Annotated in this window: 14 protein-coding genes; 7 read left to right on the top strand and 7 right to left on the bottom strand. The window is 65.9% G+C overall.

Annotation, left to right across the window (positions count from 1 at the left end):
• The first annotated feature begins 304 nt into the window (after positions 1 to 304).
• Together ASG25_RS14065 and ASG25_RS14060 are read left to right on the top strand one after the other, a co-directional pair.
• On the top strand, positions 305 to 1,048 hold the full coding sequence (locus tag ASG25_RS14065) for a DUF3108 domain-containing protein (protein WP_244475212.1): 744 nt from the start codon (positions 305 to 307) through the stop codon (positions 1,046 to 1,048).
• A 101-nt stretch (positions 1,049 to 1,149) separates the two neighbouring features.
• Positions 1,150 to 2,058 carry an EamA family transporter gene (locus ASG25_RS14060; protein ID WP_062474874.1) on the top strand — a complete coding sequence of 303 codons (909 nt, stop codon included), beginning with the start codon at positions 1,150 to 1,152 and terminating at the stop codon, positions 2,056 to 2,058.
• Here ASG25_RS14060 and ASG25_RS14055 read toward each other — a convergent pair.
• Positions 2,043 to 2,501: a cupin domain-containing protein gene (locus ASG25_RS14055; protein WP_062474871.1), complete on the bottom strand. Its 459-nt coding sequence runs from the start codon at positions 2,499 to 2,501 to the stop codon at positions 2,043 to 2,045. The two genes, ASG25_RS14060 and ASG25_RS14055, sit on opposite strands and share 16 nt — an antisense overlap.
• Positions 2,501 to 3,271, bottom strand: a complete 771-nt coding sequence (gloB, locus tag ASG25_RS14050; protein WP_062474868.1) for a hydroxyacylglutathione hydrolase — start codon at positions 3,269 to 3,271, stop codon at positions 2,501 to 2,503. Before gloB ends, ASG25_RS14055 begins: the two co-directional genes overlap by 1 nt.
• 151 nt (positions 3,272 to 3,422) lie before the next feature.
• Between gloB and ASG25_RS14045 the strand changes: the two genes are divergently transcribed.
• The 3 genes from ASG25_RS14045 to ASG25_RS14035 all read left to right on the top strand — a co-directional run bounded on the left by ASG25_RS14045 (position 3,423) and on the right by ASG25_RS14035 (position 6,321).
• Positions 3,423 to 4,178, top strand: coding sequence for a class I SAM-dependent methyltransferase (locus tag ASG25_RS14045; protein ID WP_062475742.1), 756 nt, complete (start codon positions 3,423 to 3,425; stop codon positions 4,176 to 4,178).
• A gap of 102 nt (positions 4,179 to 4,280) precedes the next feature.
• Complete coding sequence (gene hisC / locus ASG25_RS14040) at positions 4,281 to 5,387, top strand: histidinol-phosphate transaminase (protein WP_062474865.1); 1,107 nt, start codon at positions 4,281 to 4,283, stop codon at positions 5,385 to 5,387.
• A 7-nt stretch (positions 5,388 to 5,394) separates the two neighbouring features.
• A complete protein-coding gene (locus ASG25_RS14035; RefSeq protein ID WP_062474862.1) occupies positions 5,395 to 6,321 on the top strand; it encodes a prephenate/arogenate dehydrogenase family protein in 927 nt (308 codons plus the stop codon).
• A 131-nt stretch (positions 6,322 to 6,452) separates the two neighbouring features.
• Here ASG25_RS14035 and ASG25_RS14030 read toward each other — a convergent pair whose 3' ends face one another.
• A complete protein-coding gene (locus ASG25_RS14030; RefSeq protein ID WP_062474858.1) occupies positions 6,453 to 7,454 on the bottom strand; it encodes a DUF2125 domain-containing protein in 1,002 nt (333 codons plus the stop codon).
• A 322-nt stretch (positions 7,455 to 7,776) separates the two neighbouring features.
• On the opposite strand from ASG25_RS14030, the gene ASG25_RS14025 reads away from it, so the two are divergent.
• Positions 7,777 to 8,334, top strand: a complete 558-nt coding sequence (locus ASG25_RS14025) for a gamma-glutamylcyclotransferase (protein WP_062474855.1) — start codon at positions 7,777 to 7,779, stop codon at positions 8,332 to 8,334.
• Between the two features lie 8 nt (positions 8,335 to 8,342).
• Here the strand turns inward: ASG25_RS14025 and ASG25_RS14020 are convergent, their stop codons facing one another.
• From ASG25_RS14020 to ftsE, 4 genes are all read right to left on the bottom strand, one after another.
• Complete coding sequence (locus ASG25_RS14020) at positions 8,343 to 9,134, bottom strand: 1-acyl-sn-glycerol-3-phosphate acyltransferase (protein ID WP_062474852.1); 792 nt, start codon at positions 9,132 to 9,134, stop codon at positions 8,343 to 8,345.
• Positions 9,135 to 9,244: 110 nt separating this feature from the next.
• The gene (locus ASG25_RS14015) at positions 9,245 to 9,964 is read right to left on the bottom strand and encodes a YdcF family protein (protein WP_082480191.1); all 720 of its coding nucleotides are present in this window, start codon (positions 9,962 to 9,964) and stop codon (positions 9,245 to 9,247) included.
• Between the two features lie 159 nt (positions 9,965 to 10,123).
• The gene (locus tag ASG25_RS14010) at positions 10,124 to 11,074 is read right to left on the bottom strand and encodes an ABC transporter permease (RefSeq protein WP_062475737.1); all 951 of its coding nucleotides are present in this window, start codon (positions 11,072 to 11,074) and stop codon (positions 10,124 to 10,126) included.
• A 91-nt stretch (positions 11,075 to 11,165) separates the two neighbouring features.
• A complete protein-coding gene (gene ftsE / locus ASG25_RS14005) occupies positions 11,166 to 11,825 on the bottom strand; it encodes a cell division ATP-binding protein FtsE (RefSeq protein WP_062595674.1) in 660 nt (219 codons plus the stop codon).
• 242 nt (positions 11,826 to 12,067) lie between these two features.
• Between ftsE and ASG25_RS14000 the strand changes: the two genes are divergently transcribed.
• Entirely contained in the window at positions 12,068 to 12,694 is a 627-nt protein-coding gene (locus ASG25_RS14000) for a hypothetical protein (protein ID WP_062474847.1), read from the top strand.
• The last annotated feature ends 44 nt before the right edge of the window (positions 12,695 to 12,738 follow it).

The following is a 12,738-nucleotide window of genomic DNA, read 5'->3' as shown; positions in this document are numbered from 1 at the left end:
CCTGCGTTCAATGCGTTCGCGGGCCACAAGCCCAGGCAGCATTCCCACCGGTCAGGATTGGAAAGTTGCGGTTCTATAGTCAGCAGCGCGGCGCGCGTCAAGCCAAAACACTGGATTTTCCCGCCAAGGCGGGCAAGATCGGGGTGCGGCGGTGGAAAAGTCGCGGCCACGGTGACGAGTGGAGGCCGGTTAGCACGGGCGTAGAAATGCCGCAAACGCTGCCTATCTCTCCTTCTTTCTCCCGATCTCTTTCGGAAAGGTGGACGGCATGGTCCTGCGTGTCGGTCTTGCGGCTCTCGCCGCAATGTCCCTGGTGACGGTTCCCTCGAATGCGGCGCGTCCGGCGGATGTCGTGCACGACACCGATTACACGATTTCGCTGGCCGGCCTGCCGATTGCCAGAGCGTCCTTCCATACGAAGATGGAAGATCGCCGCTACACGATCTCGGGGACGCTGAATTCGGCCGGCCTCGCCGACATCCTGTCGAGCACGAGCGGGCGCACGGAAGTGTCCGGCACGATCGAGAGCGACAAGCTCGTCGCCAGCGACTACTCGGTCCGGTATCAGACGGGCAAGAAGGCGCGCGCGATCGATATTGCTTTCGACAAGGGCAATGTGACCTCCGCGATCCTGACCCCGCAGCGCAAGAAGCCGCCGAAGAACTGGGTGCCGGTGACCAAGGAAGACATGCGGGGCGTGGTCGATCCGCTGTCGGGCCTGATCTTCCCGGCCGGCAGCAAGGTGTGCCCCAAGACGCTGCCCGTGTTCGACGGCGAATCGCGCATGGATCTGAAGCTGAGCGCCAAGGGGACGAAGCCCTTCAAGACCGACGGCTTCAGCGGCGACGTCATCGTCTGCGGCGTCCAGTTCGTGCCGAAATCGGGCTATCGCAAGGGGCGTGCCGACGTCGATTACCTGCGCAAGCTCGACAGCATGGAGATCTGGTTTGCAAAGTCCGACGCCGTGCAGGTATATGCACCTGTCTACGTCCGCATCCCGACGAAATACGGGCCTGTGACCGTCTGGGCCACGCGGTTCAAGGGGTGATCCGCCTGGCATCATCCGCATCGCATTGCGTTATGCGGTGCCGGCGTGCGGGAGAGGGCGACCGACGCAGGCAGGGCAGGGGCGGCTAGGAGCGCGGGCAGATGCAGACCAGGGCGACATTGATCGGCTTCACCGCAATCCTCATGTGGGCGCTTCTGGCCCTGTTCACCGCAGCGTCTGGCACGATGCCGCCCTTCCAGCTTTCGGCGATCTGCTTTGCCATCGGCAGCCTTCCCGGTCTTGCCGTGCTGGCGCTTCGGCCGGAGCGCATCGCCCTGCTTCGCCAGCCCGCAAAGGTGTGGATCGTCGGCATTGCCGGGCTGTTTGGCTATCACGCGCTCTATTTCACGGCGCTTCGCAATGCCCCGGCCGTCGAGGCCGGGCTGATCGCCTATCTCTGGCCGCTGCTGATCGTCGTCGGTTCGGCGCTGCTGCCGGGCGAGCGGCTGCGGTGGCATCATGTGGCGGGTGCGCTCTGCGGCCTCGCGGGCACGGCGATGATCGTCGCGCGCAACGGCGTCGCCTTCGACAGCGCCTATACGCTCGGATATGGCGCCGCCCTCGCCTGCGCCTTCACCTGGGCGATCTATTCCCTGCTGACCCGGCGGTTCGAGGCGGTCTCCACGGATGTCGTCACCGGCTTCTGTCTTGCGACTTCGATTCTGTCGTTCTTCTGCCATCTCGCGCTCGAGACCACGGTCTGGCCGGATACGGGGACGCAATGGCTGGCCGTTGCCGGGCTCGGGCTCCTGCCGGTCGGCGCGGCCTTCTACGCCTGGGATCATGGCGTCAAGAACGGCAACATCCAGCTGCTCGGCGTCGCCAGCTATTCGGCCCCGGTGCTTTCGACGTTGACCCTCATCCTGTTCGGCTTTGCCGAGCCGTCCCTGGGCATCGCCATCGCCTGCCTGCTCGTGACCGGCGGAGCGGTGCTGGCGGCGCGCGACGTGATCTTCTCGTCGCGCAAGGCCGAGCCCGTGTCGACAGACCGGGTTCAGTCGGCTGTGTGAGCCGCTTGCGGCGGCTCCCATCCGGGCGGCGCCATCTCGAAGACACTGAAGTCGAAGCCGGGGGCGACGGTGCAGCCGACGAGGGTCCAGGCCCCGCGAGATTCGGCCGATTGCCAGATCCCCGCGGGAACGATGCCCTGCGGACGTTCTCCCGCCTCCAGATCGGTGCCGAGCACGATGGTCGAGGCAGGCGCGTCCGGTGCCGCCAGGCGAAGCGTCAGGGCCGCGCCGGCGTAATGATGCCAGACTTCGGCGGCATCGCGCACGCGATGCCAGTGCGACCGTTCGCCGGCCTCGAGCAGGTAGTAGATCGCCGTGGAATGGCCCCGTGTGCCGCCCGCTTCATCGCGAAAGGTCTCGGCATACCAGCCGCCCTCCGGATGCCGTGTCATGCCGAGCGCCGCGACGATCGCACGGGCATCCACCGCGCCCTGAACGGCCATCAGAAATGGTCCTTGCGCTTGCGGATCTCGGCAAAGACCTCGCCGTCGCTGGCCGAGACCATCTCCAGATGGGCGCGGATGCCGGGATCGTTCGGGCGCAGGAAGGGATTGGTGCGTTTTTCCACGCCGAGGCTCGTCGGCGCGGTCCAGCCGCCGCGTTCGCGCAGGGCCTCGATCTCGGCGGCGCGCGTCTTCAGTTCGGCATTGTCGGGATCGACCGTCACGGCGAAACGGGCGTTCGACAGGGTATATTCGTGGCCGAAATAGACCTGCGTATCGTCCGGCAGCGCCATGAGCTTCTGGAGGGAAGCCCACATGTCGGCCGGGGTGCCTTCGAACAGGCGGCCGCAGCCGAGCGCGAACAGCGTGTCGGCCGCAAACAGAAGGCGATCTTCCGGCAGGTGGTAGCAGATATGGCCGGCGGTGTGGCCGGGCGTGCCGATCACATGGACCTTGTGGCCGGCAAAGGTGAAATCGCCGCCGTCGCCGATGGTCATGTCGATGCCGGGGATGCGCGAGGCCTCGCGATCCGGCCCGATGATCGTCGCGTCGTAGCGCGTCTTCAGGGCGAGGTTCGCCTCCACGTGGTCGTTGTGGTGGTGCGTGGTGAAGATGTGCGTCAGCGTCCACCCTCGTCGCTCCAGCGCGTCGAGGATCGGCTGCTCCTCCGGTGCGTCGATCGAGGCCGTCTCGCCGGTTTCGGGGTCGTGAAGGAGCACGCCGAAATTGTCGGTGCGGCAGAGGAACAGGTCGAGGTCGAGCGCTGGCATGGTGAAGTCCTCGGAAGGCTGGGGCTGGGCCTGGAACAGGCGTTGTCCTCAGAATGTAAAGGCGCCGCCGACGAAGTCCAGCGATGGCGGCGGTCGCGAATTTCGGCGGCGCCCGGTTTCCTTTCGGCGGGCTGCGCACTACCCTCTGCGGATGCACGCCGATATCGTCGATCTTCGCCAGTTCTATCATTCGCGGCTCGGACGCTTCACCGAACCGGTGATCTCCATGGCGCTCGCCTCCATCTGGGCGCGCCTGCCGGAAGAGCGGCTCGTGGGGCTCGGCTACGTCCTGCCCTATCTCGAGCGTTTCCGGGCCGATACGGAGCGCACCTTCGCCTTCATGCCGGCGGGGCAGGGGGCCGTGAACTGGCCGGTCGGCGAGCTGTCGTCCACGGCTCTGGTCTTCGACGAGGAACTGCCGCTTCCCGATAGCTCGATCGACCGGATTCTCATGGTCCACGCGCTGGAGTTCGCCGAAAATCCGCGCGAGACGATGAAGGAGCTGTGGCGGGTGCTTGCGCCCGGCGGCCGCCTCGTCATCGTGGTGCCCAACCGGCAGGGCGTCTGGGCGCGCATGGACCATACGCCGTTCGGCTCCGGCCGGCCCTATTCCCGCGGACAGCTGACGGCGCTCCTGCGGGAAACGAATTTCACACCGGGCGCCTCCTGCGAGGCACTGTTCTTTCCGCCCTCGACGGTCAAGACCGTGCTGAAGCTCGGACGGGCGTTCGAGAGGATCGGGCGGGCGCTCTGGCCCATGTTCTCGGGCGTCATCATCGTGGAGGCGCAGAAACGGCTCTATCAAGGGCTGCCGGTCGCGGCGCGCGCATCCCGCCGCGTGTTCGTGCCCGTCCTGGCGCCGCAGGGCGTCCCGACGGCACGCGACGGCCAATCGCCGACGCGGTGAACCGAGGTCGGCCGCGGAACCTCTTCGCCCTCCGGCCCCTCGACAAGGCGGCGATGGACCGGTAATGGCAGAGCCATCCGTGATACCAGCGAAAGCCAGACCATGAGCTCTCTTCCGAACGCTCCGACACCGCGCCCCGGCATTCTCGACATCGCCGCCTATGTGCCGGGCAAGGAACACGCACCGGGCGTGGCCAAGGTCTACAAGCTTTCCTCCAACGAAACGCCGCTCGGCGCGAGCCCCAGGTCGATCGAGGCCTTTCGCCAGGCCGCCGGACAGCTGGAACGCTACCCGGACGGGCAGGCGCTCGAGCTTCGCCATGCGATTGCCGATGTCTATGCTCTCAATCCCGCAAACCTGATGTGCGGCAACGGGTCGGACGAGCTGCTGGGGTTGCTCGCCCACACCTATCTCGCGCCGGGCGACGAGGCCATCATCACCGAGCACGGCTTTCTCGTCTACAAGATCCAGATCATGGCGGCCGGCGGCACGCCGGTGACGGTCAAGGAGCGGGACTGCCGCGTCGATGTGGATGCGATCCTTGCCGCGGTGACCGACAAGACGAAGCTCGTCTTCCTCGCCAATCCCGCCAATCCCACCGGCACCTTCGTCCCCGTCGAGGATGTGCGTCGCCTGCAGACGGGCCTGCCGAAGCACGTGCTTCTGGTGCTCGATGCCGCCTATGCGGAATATGTCCGGCGCAACGACTACGAGGCCGGCATCGAACTGGTGTCGTCCAACCAGAACGTGGTGATGACGCGAACCTTCTCCAAGATCTACGGTCTGGCGGCCCTGCGCATCGGCTGGATCTACGCGCCGGCCGCCATCATCGATGCGCTGAACCGCAGCCGCGGACCATTCAACCTCAACGCGCCGGCGATCGCCGCCGGAGCCGCCGCCGTGCGCGACACGGCGTTCACCGCCGCTGCCATCGATTTCAATGCCGAATGGGTGGGCAGGGTGACAGAAGCGCTGACGGCGCTGGGTCTTGAGGTCACGCCCTCGGTTGCCAATTTCGTGCTCATCCACTTTCCGGAGGTCGAAGGCAAGCGGGCGGCGGATGCGGATGCGTTCCTGACCAGCCGCGGCTTCATCCTGCGCGCGGTTCGCGGCTACGGTTTCCCGAATGCGTTGCGTCTGACGATCGGCACGCCGGAGGCCAACGAAGGCGTCCTTGCGGCGCTCTCGGAATTCCTTCGGAAAGACTGAGACCGACATGGCAAAGCTTTTCGACAAGGTCGCGCTGATCGGCATCGGCCTCATCGGTTCCTCCATCGCGCGGGAGATCCGCGACAAGGGGCTCGCGACCTCCGTTACGATCTCGACGCGCAGTCCCGAGACATTGGCGCGGGCGGAAGCCCTTGGCCTCGGCGAGCGCTATGTCCTGTCGCCGGGCGAAGCAGTGGAGGATGCCGATCTCGTCATCGTCTCCGTCCCGGTCGGGGCATCGGGTGCCGTCGCGCAGGCGATCGCGCCGCATCTGAAGGCCGGGGCGATCGTGACGGATGTGGGCTCCACCAAGAGTTCCGTCATCGCGCAGATGGCGCCGCACCTGCCGGACACGATCCATTTCATTCCCGGCCATCCGATCGCGGGAACGGAATATTCCGGCCCGGACGCAGGTTTCGTCGGTCTGTTCCGGAGCCGCTGGTGCATCCTGACGCCACCGCCCGGAACGGACGAGCCCGCCAAAGCGCGCCTACGGGCCTTCTGGGAAGCGCTTGGCTCGGATGTCGAGGAGATGGACCCCGAACACCACGACAAGGTGCTCGCCATCGTCTCCCACCTGCCGCATATCATCGCCTACAACATCGTCGGCACGGCAGACGATCTCGAGACGGTCACCGAGTCCGAGGTCATCAAGTATTCGGCCTCCGGCTTTCGCGACTTCACGCGTCTGGCCGCCTCGGACCCGACAATGTGGCGCGACGTCTGCCTGCACAACAAGGATGCGATCCTTGAAATGCTGTCGCGATTTTCGGAAGATCTTGCCTATCTGCAGCGGGCGATCCGCTGGGGCGACGGCGACAAGCTGTTCGACCTCTTCACCCGCACCCGGGCGATCCGCCGTTCCATCATCCAGGCCGGCCAGGATACCGACATGGTCGATTTCGGCCGCCATGCGCTGGACGCCAAGTCCTAGCGGCCACGTGGCGAAAGCGGGGTCGCGTTCCCGGCACGCCGCGCGCGTCACCGCCCGTACCGGGCCTGAAGCGTTTTTGTCTTGATGCATGTCGTTTCCCGAAACCGCTGCACATTTTCGGGCGACATGCATCAGAGCTGCGGAAGAACGCCGATCGGGATGAAGGCCAGGAAGGCGGTGCCGTCACGCACGTTGAGCGTGACCGTCGTGTCGTTGCCGCCCGCCGCAAGCGCCGTCAGCATGTTGGCCGCGTTGTCGAGCATGTTCTCGCTGTCGGGAAAGGCCTGAGCGAGCGCGGTGCGCCAGGCCGCGACATCCCGCATCGTGACCTTGAAGGCGCCGGAGATGAGGCCCTCATCATCCACCGTGAACGGACCGCTGGCGGTCGTGATCATGCCGTTGCCGAGATCGATCGTCAGGTTGCGGACGTCTCCCGCACTGTTGCGCAGGGCATGGCGCGACAGGCCGCCACGGTCGAGCACGGTGGCGCGATCCTTGACGGTCAGATCGATCGCCGCGTTCATGAGCGGCAGCAGGCTGGTGCCATTGTGCGGTTTCAGGTCGAGCCCGGTGATCGAAAGGGCCGCGTCGAGATCGCTCTCGTTCTGGCGCAGATGCAGTTCGGTATGGCTTGTGGCAAAGGCGAGCGCGTCCTCGCCGAGCGTCGGCACCAGGGTTCCGGCCAGGCGATCGGAGACGATCGACGTGCGGCTAAGGCCGGACAGCGTCGCCTGGATGCTGGCCTTCAGCGTCTGCCAGTCCATGGATGTGGTGATGCCCGGGGAAAAGCGCAGTTCGGCCGGACCATCCATCTCGATCACGGCATGGCCGGGCCAGTAGACCTGCGCGGCCGACCGGAGCGCGCCGGCGGCGCCGGACGCGCCAAGCTTGGTGTCATCGACCTTCACGGCGTCGCAGAACAGCCCGATGCGGAAGGGGAAGCCTCGCACGGTCAGCCCATCGCACTGTGCGCTGGCGCTGCCGGACCGGCTGGTGAGAACGCTCGCAAGCCGGGTCTCGATCTGGTGGGCAGCCAGGAACCAGATGCCGCTGTAGACCGCCAGGAAGATGACGATGCCGATGCCGAGACGCCGGATCCGTGTGCTCGCGGCGGGCGGTTCTGTCTGAGTCATGCGGGTCTCCGGTCGGCGGTCTGGATGCAGGCAGGGCGGTGCGTCAACCGGCGCTTGTCATGTGCGACACCTTCGGCCGCGTTCGCGTCGTCGGGGTCTTCTACTGCATTCCACCGCGAACCGGAATGCTTTGGGGAAAATAGCGCAGAAGGCCCGGCTCCCCGCCGGGAGACCATCGTCCGGCGGTGTCGGCGTGATGAAAAACCCGCTCGGGACGTCGCCAATCGTTTTGCTTTCGGGCATTTTGCAGTAGGAGGGCGGAACCGGCCGCCGGGGCCAGGCTTTCGGTGACGGGATTCCCTTTCTTGTGACGGATCTTGCGATGATGACGGACATGGGTGGCATCTCGGACGACATCTGGGTGTTCGGCTACGGCTCGCTGATGTGGAACCCCGGCTTTGCCTTCGTCGAGCAGATCCGGGCGCGTGTTTTCGGCTATCGCCGCGCCCTCTGCGTGCGCTCCCAGGTTCACCGCGGCACGGCGGAACGACCAGGCCTCGTTCTCGGCCTGGATCGCGGAGGATCGTGTCTCGGCATGGCGTTCCGCATCGCCGGAGGTGATAGGGAGGCGGTCATTGCCTATCTGCGCGAGCGCGAGCTGGTAACCCATGTCTACAAGGAGCGTCTGGTGCCGCTGCGGCTGGCCGACGGGCGGACGGTGACGGCGCTCGCCTATGTCATCGACCGGGCACATCTGCAATATGCGGGCGCCCTCCAGGCCGACGAGGCAGCGCTGATCGTCGCACAGGCGCGCGGCCGATCCGGCGAAAATGTCGATTACGTCATGAACACGCTCGATCATCTCCGCGCGATGGGCATTCGCGATCACTGGCTGGAAGAGGTCGGCCGCGGCGTGCAGACACTGCTCGCCAAGCGCTGACGGGTCTCTCAGGGCACGGTGACGCCGAGTTCGGACAAACGCGTGCGCGCGCTCTCCGGCAGAGGCAGATGCGGGTTTGCCCGGACGGTTTCGACCAGCAGCTCGTCGCTTGCCGTTTCCGTGACGGCAATCAACGTCTTGAGAAAGGTGTCGCTGTCGAGGCCCGGGCCGATCGGGGGGAGAATGCGGACCTTGAAATGGCCGGGGAAGCGCAGCGTCGTGCTGCGCGGCCAGAACAGGCCGGGATGCATCGCGACGGGCACGACGGGCACCTGCAGGTCGCGATAGAGGCGGGCGATCCCGTATTTGTAGTCGGGCGGCGCGCCCGGCGCCCTGCGGGTGCCCTCGGGGTAGATGATCAGTTGCCGACCGGTCGCGATCTCGGCCTTGGCGCGCTGCATGACGGCCGCCATCGCCCGGCCGCGGGCACTGCGATCGACCGGGACCATGCGCTGCTTGGCCACATACCAGCCGAACAGCGGAATGCGCATCAATTCGCGCTTGAGGATGAAGAACGGGTCGGACAGCCAGGGCAGCAGCGCATAGACGTCCCAGAAGGACTGATGCTTGGGCGCAAGAATGTAGACGCCGTCCTTCGGGATATTGTCGAGCCCCTCGATTTCGAAGGTCGTTCCGACGATCACCCGCATCAGCCAGTGATTGCTGCGGGCCCAGTTCTTCGGCACGAACCAAGACGTCTTTCGCGAGACCAGAAAATAGACGGGCGTCAGCACAATCATGCGCAGAATGAGGTTGGCATAGAAGGCGACGTTGAACAGGACCGAGCGGAGGCGAATCATGGGCGGCTTTCGAAAAGCGGGCGGCAGACGGGATCGAGCATGCCGTCCGGGTGCCTACACGAATTCCGGCGCGACGAAAACCGCGATCTCGCGGGTGCCTGCCGGCCGCGCTATTGCCCGGTCTGGGCCCGCTCGGTCCGCAGTCCGCTATCCGTCGGGGTGCCGAGGAGATCCCGCAGCGATGCGACCGTCAGCTTGGCGTATTCGGACAGGATCGATTTCAGAACCATGGGATTGGCGATCCAGTTCGTGCTTTTCAGGTCGGAGTTCACCACGGGGTAGGGTACGAAGGTGATGCCGGGATTGGCGCGGCGCAACTCGAGAAGACTGCGCGGCATGTGGTAATTGTTGGTGACGACGAGGATGCTCTTGTAGCCGTTGTCGCGGATCCAGTTTGCCGTTTCATGGGCATTGCCGATCGTGTCGATCGCATCATAGCCGATATCGACGCAGCAGCGGAACAGATCGGCCGAACTCTGGGTGTTGCGGCGGATCTGGCTGCTGGTGGTGGTGGGGTGGACCCCGGAGATCAAAAGGCGCTGTCCAGCCCCGGCCTTCAACAGGTCGACGGCCTGGTCGATGCGCTGGAACCCGCCCGTCAGGACGACGATGGCATCGGCCTTTGGGCTGGTCGGTGGCTGGAGCGAGGCGACCTGATCGGCGAAGTAGAGCAGGCTTGCCGTGGCGCAGCCAGCCACGACCAGCAGGACATAGAAGGTCAGGCGCGCGAGCTGTCGGCGGAAGCTGACATGCCGACGCGTCCGCCGCGCAAAAGCTTTGCGCTCGGTGTCGCCGGATGTCTCCGCGTCGGAAGGCTCGTCCGCCATCATGATGTTCTTCCACCGTTGCGCCGGATGCCTGCGACCCGGTGCGACGGATGTTGCGATGTCTCGAAACCGGTGAACCTGCTTTGCGCCTTAACGATGGCCCGCGCGGGCAGCGACCGCGAAAGCGTGACCAAAGAAGGGAAGGGCGTGCGCTTCGACATGTCAGGCGTTCGGGATGAGATCGGCCCGGGCCGGGTCGGAGCGGATGCGATCGATTTCATAGATCGTGCGCATGACCGTGAACCGCGCCGTCAGCGTCGTCAAAAGGGCGATGACGAGCATGATGGCGGCGATGCCGAGATAGCCGGTGTAGCCGATGGTGAAGGTACCGAAGAGGGCCGTCGCCTGGTCGCTTTGCGGCGTGGCGAGCGAGTGCGACTGCCACCAGCCGGCCGCCGCGAAGGAGAGGGCGGCGAGGAGACCGCCGGCGCCGGCGCCCTTGAAGCTGATCTTCAGGAAGTGCTTCTGGAATTCGGAGGCGACGAAGCTTGCCTCCGCGCCGACGAAATGCAGCACCTCGACGATGTGGCGATTGCCCGACAGCGTGCCGCGCGTGGCGAAGATGACGGTCAGGACCATGGCGGAGAAGACGAGCGTCAGAACGCCGGTTCCGATCAGCGCCGTCGTGTGCGCCATCGCCACCAGCCGGTCCACCCAGGTCCGGTGGTCGTCGAGCGTCGCCTGTGGGATCTCGCCGGTCAGACGCGCCCGCATGCCGGCGAAATCCGGCGGGTTGCGTTCATCGATGGTGATGATCACGAGGCGCGGCACGGGCAGTTCGTCGATATCGAGCCCCTCTCCGAGCCAGGGCTCCAGCAGGCGCGCGGTCGCGGTGCGGTCGACGATGCTGCCGTCGACGGTGCCGTCGAAGGTCAGGGCGATGTCGCGCGCGTCGCGCAGGGCCTTCTCCATGTCGAGCCCTTCCTCGGGCCGGATCTGGATCGTCACCTCGCGCGAGATCTCGCTCTGCCAGCTCTCGGCCGTGGCCCGCACCATGGAGACCGCGCCGAGCGTCAGGCAGGCGAGAAAGGACATGATGGCGATCACCAGCATCAGCGCGTTGCCGGACACGTTGACCGGAGGCACGATGGGCGCGGTCGGCCGGACGCGCATGGGGGCCTTGCGCCCGTCCGTCTCCGGTGCTGCGTGAACCGGGCCGCCTTTGCCGCGGCTGGGTGCCGCGCGGGACGATGTCTTGCGGGCGTCAGTCATAGATGTCGAGCCGCCCCTGGGACAGGATCATGCGACGCGCTTCCACCTGGTCCATCAGCGAGAGATCGTGCGTGGCGATGACGACGGCCGTGCCGAGGCGGTTGAGCTCCATAAACAGATTGAGAAGACGGCGGGCCATCGGCGGATCGACATTGCCCGTCGGCTCGTCGGCAAGCAGGATCTCCGGCCGGTCGATCAGGGCACGGGCAATGGCGGCCCGCTGCTTTTCCCCGCCCGAGAGCACCGGCGGCAGGACGTTGATCCGTTCGCCGAGGCCGACCCAGCCGAGCAGTTCCAGCACGTCCGAGCGATAGGATGATTCGTCCTTGCCGCGCACGCGCAGCGGCAGGGCAACGTTTTCGTAGGTGGTCAGGTGGTCGAGCAGGCGAAAATCCTGAAAGACGATGCCGACGCGCCGGCGCAGCATGGGCAGTTCGTCGCGCGGGATGGAGGCGATGTTGCGATCAAACATCCGAATCAACCCGCGCGTCGGCTGCAACGACAGGAACAGAAGGCGCAGCAGCGTCGTCTTGCCCGCGCCGGACGGGCCGGTCAGGAACTGGAAGGACTTGCGCGGGATATCGAAGGTCAGGTCGCGGAGAATTTCCGGTCCCATGCCGTAACGCAATCCGACGTTTTCGAAATGAATCAACTTCCAGCCTCTGAGATGGACGCTCTACCGCCGAGTGCGGGCGCGATCCGGCCAGCATGGTTAAACAGTGGTTAATTTCCCTTTAACCTCGCAGGCAAAAACGTCGCTTTAAGGGCCGACAGACGCGCGCAGGCTGCAGCTTTCGGTCCTCGGTTGCGTTACCACTTCCTTAACCCTTCGGCTTTACCTTTCGGAAAGGATTTCGCGCGTCGCCGTGCGAGCCCCTTTCGGAAGGACGATGCATGACCGGCTTTTCAGGCGCTTCGCGCAGGATCGATCTTCTCCCCCCGGAACGAGCCCGTCCGGTGCGGCCTGCGTCACGGGTGTTGCGCCCGGTCGATGTCGTCGATGCCGTTTTCGAGGTCGTGCCCTTCTCGCGGTCGCCCGCCCCGCGTGCGACGCCGCCTTCGTCGACGCCGAGACAGGCTGGCGAGCGTCGGGCCGGGCCCGTCGCGCTGGCGGAGCGCACCCTGCAACGGATTTCCCCCCGCCGTTTCGCCGGCCTGACGATGGCGGTTTGCGTCGCTGCTTTTACTCTGGCAACCGCACTCGTCCCGACCAAGCCCCAGGCAGCGCCGGCGCTCGGCTTCGGCGATGTCCGCACCGAATTGCAGGATGCCGCCGGCCTGAAGGTCGTCGCCGTCTATGGCACGGTGGTCAACCCGACGTCCGTCGCACGCGCTGTCCCGGCCATCCGCGTCGATGTCGCCGCCTCCGGGCGACGGATGACGGCCGAGGGGCAGCTTGCCGGCGACCGTCTGCTTGCACCGGGCGAGAGCCGCGCCTTCTCCGCACGGCTGCCACATGCCGGTGGTTCGGCGCCGATCGTGCAAATTTCCTTCGGCCCGACGGGTGCTTCGCCCCGCTGACTGTGCTAACGCCAAGCCTTGAAGGGCGCCGGACGGCGTCCCGT

Origin of the sequence: Rhizobium sp. Leaf384 (assembly GCF_001424065.1) — a bacterium.
GTDB lineage: Bacteria > Pseudomonadota > Alphaproteobacteria > Rhizobiales > Rhizobiaceae > Ferranicluibacter.
The sequence above is the reverse complement of the archived record's forward strand: the minus strand, read 5'-3'. Positions and strand labels throughout refer to the sequence as shown.

Coding starts and splice junctions, on each gene's coding strand:
- ASG25_RS14045 (WP_062475742.1), top strand. CDS start 3,423: ATGCACGCCGATATCGTCGATCTTCGCCAGTTCTATCATTCGCGGCTC.
- ASG25_RS14000 (WP_062474847.1), top strand. CDS start 12,068: ATGACCGGCTTTTCAGGCGCTTCGCGCAGGATCGATCTTCTCCCCCCG.
- ASG25_RS14015 (WP_082480191.1), bottom strand. CDS start 9,964: ATGATGGCGGACGAGCCTTCCGACGCGGAGACATCCGGCGACACCGAG.
- ASG25_RS14065 (WP_244475212.1), top strand. CDS start 305: ATGTCCCTGGTGACGGTTCCCTCGAATGCGGCGCGTCCGGCGGATGTC.
- ASG25_RS14060 (WP_062474874.1), top strand. CDS start 1,150: ATGCAGACCAGGGCGACATTGATCGGCTTCACCGCAATCCTCATGTGG.
- ASG25_RS14010 (WP_062475737.1), bottom strand. CDS start 11,074: ATGCGCGTCCGGCCGACCGCGCCCATCGTGCCTCCGGTCAACGTGTCC.
- ASG25_RS14020 (WP_062474852.1), bottom strand. CDS start 9,134: ATGATTCGCCTCCGCTCGGTCCTGTTCAACGTCGCCTTCTATGCCAAC.
- gloB (WP_062474868.1), bottom strand. CDS start 3,271: ATGCCAGCGCTCGACCTCGACCTGTTCCTCTGCCGCACCGACAATTTC.
- hisC (WP_062474865.1), top strand. CDS start 4,281: ATGAGCTCTCTTCCGAACGCTCCGACACCGCGCCCCGGCATTCTCGAC.
- ASG25_RS14055 (WP_062474871.1), bottom strand. CDS start 2,501: ATGGCCGTTCAGGGCGCGGTGGATGCCCGTGCGATCGTCGCGGCGCTC.
- ASG25_RS14035 (WP_062474862.1), top strand. CDS start 5,395: ATGGCAAAGCTTTTCGACAAGGTCGCGCTGATCGGCATCGGCCTCATC.
- ASG25_RS14025 (WP_062474855.1), top strand. CDS start 7,777: ATGATGACGGACATGGGTGGCATCTCGGACGACATCTGGGTGTTCGGC.
- ASG25_RS14030 (WP_062474858.1), bottom strand. CDS start 7,454: ATGACTCAGACAGAACCGCCCGCCGCGAGCACACGGATCCGGCGTCTC.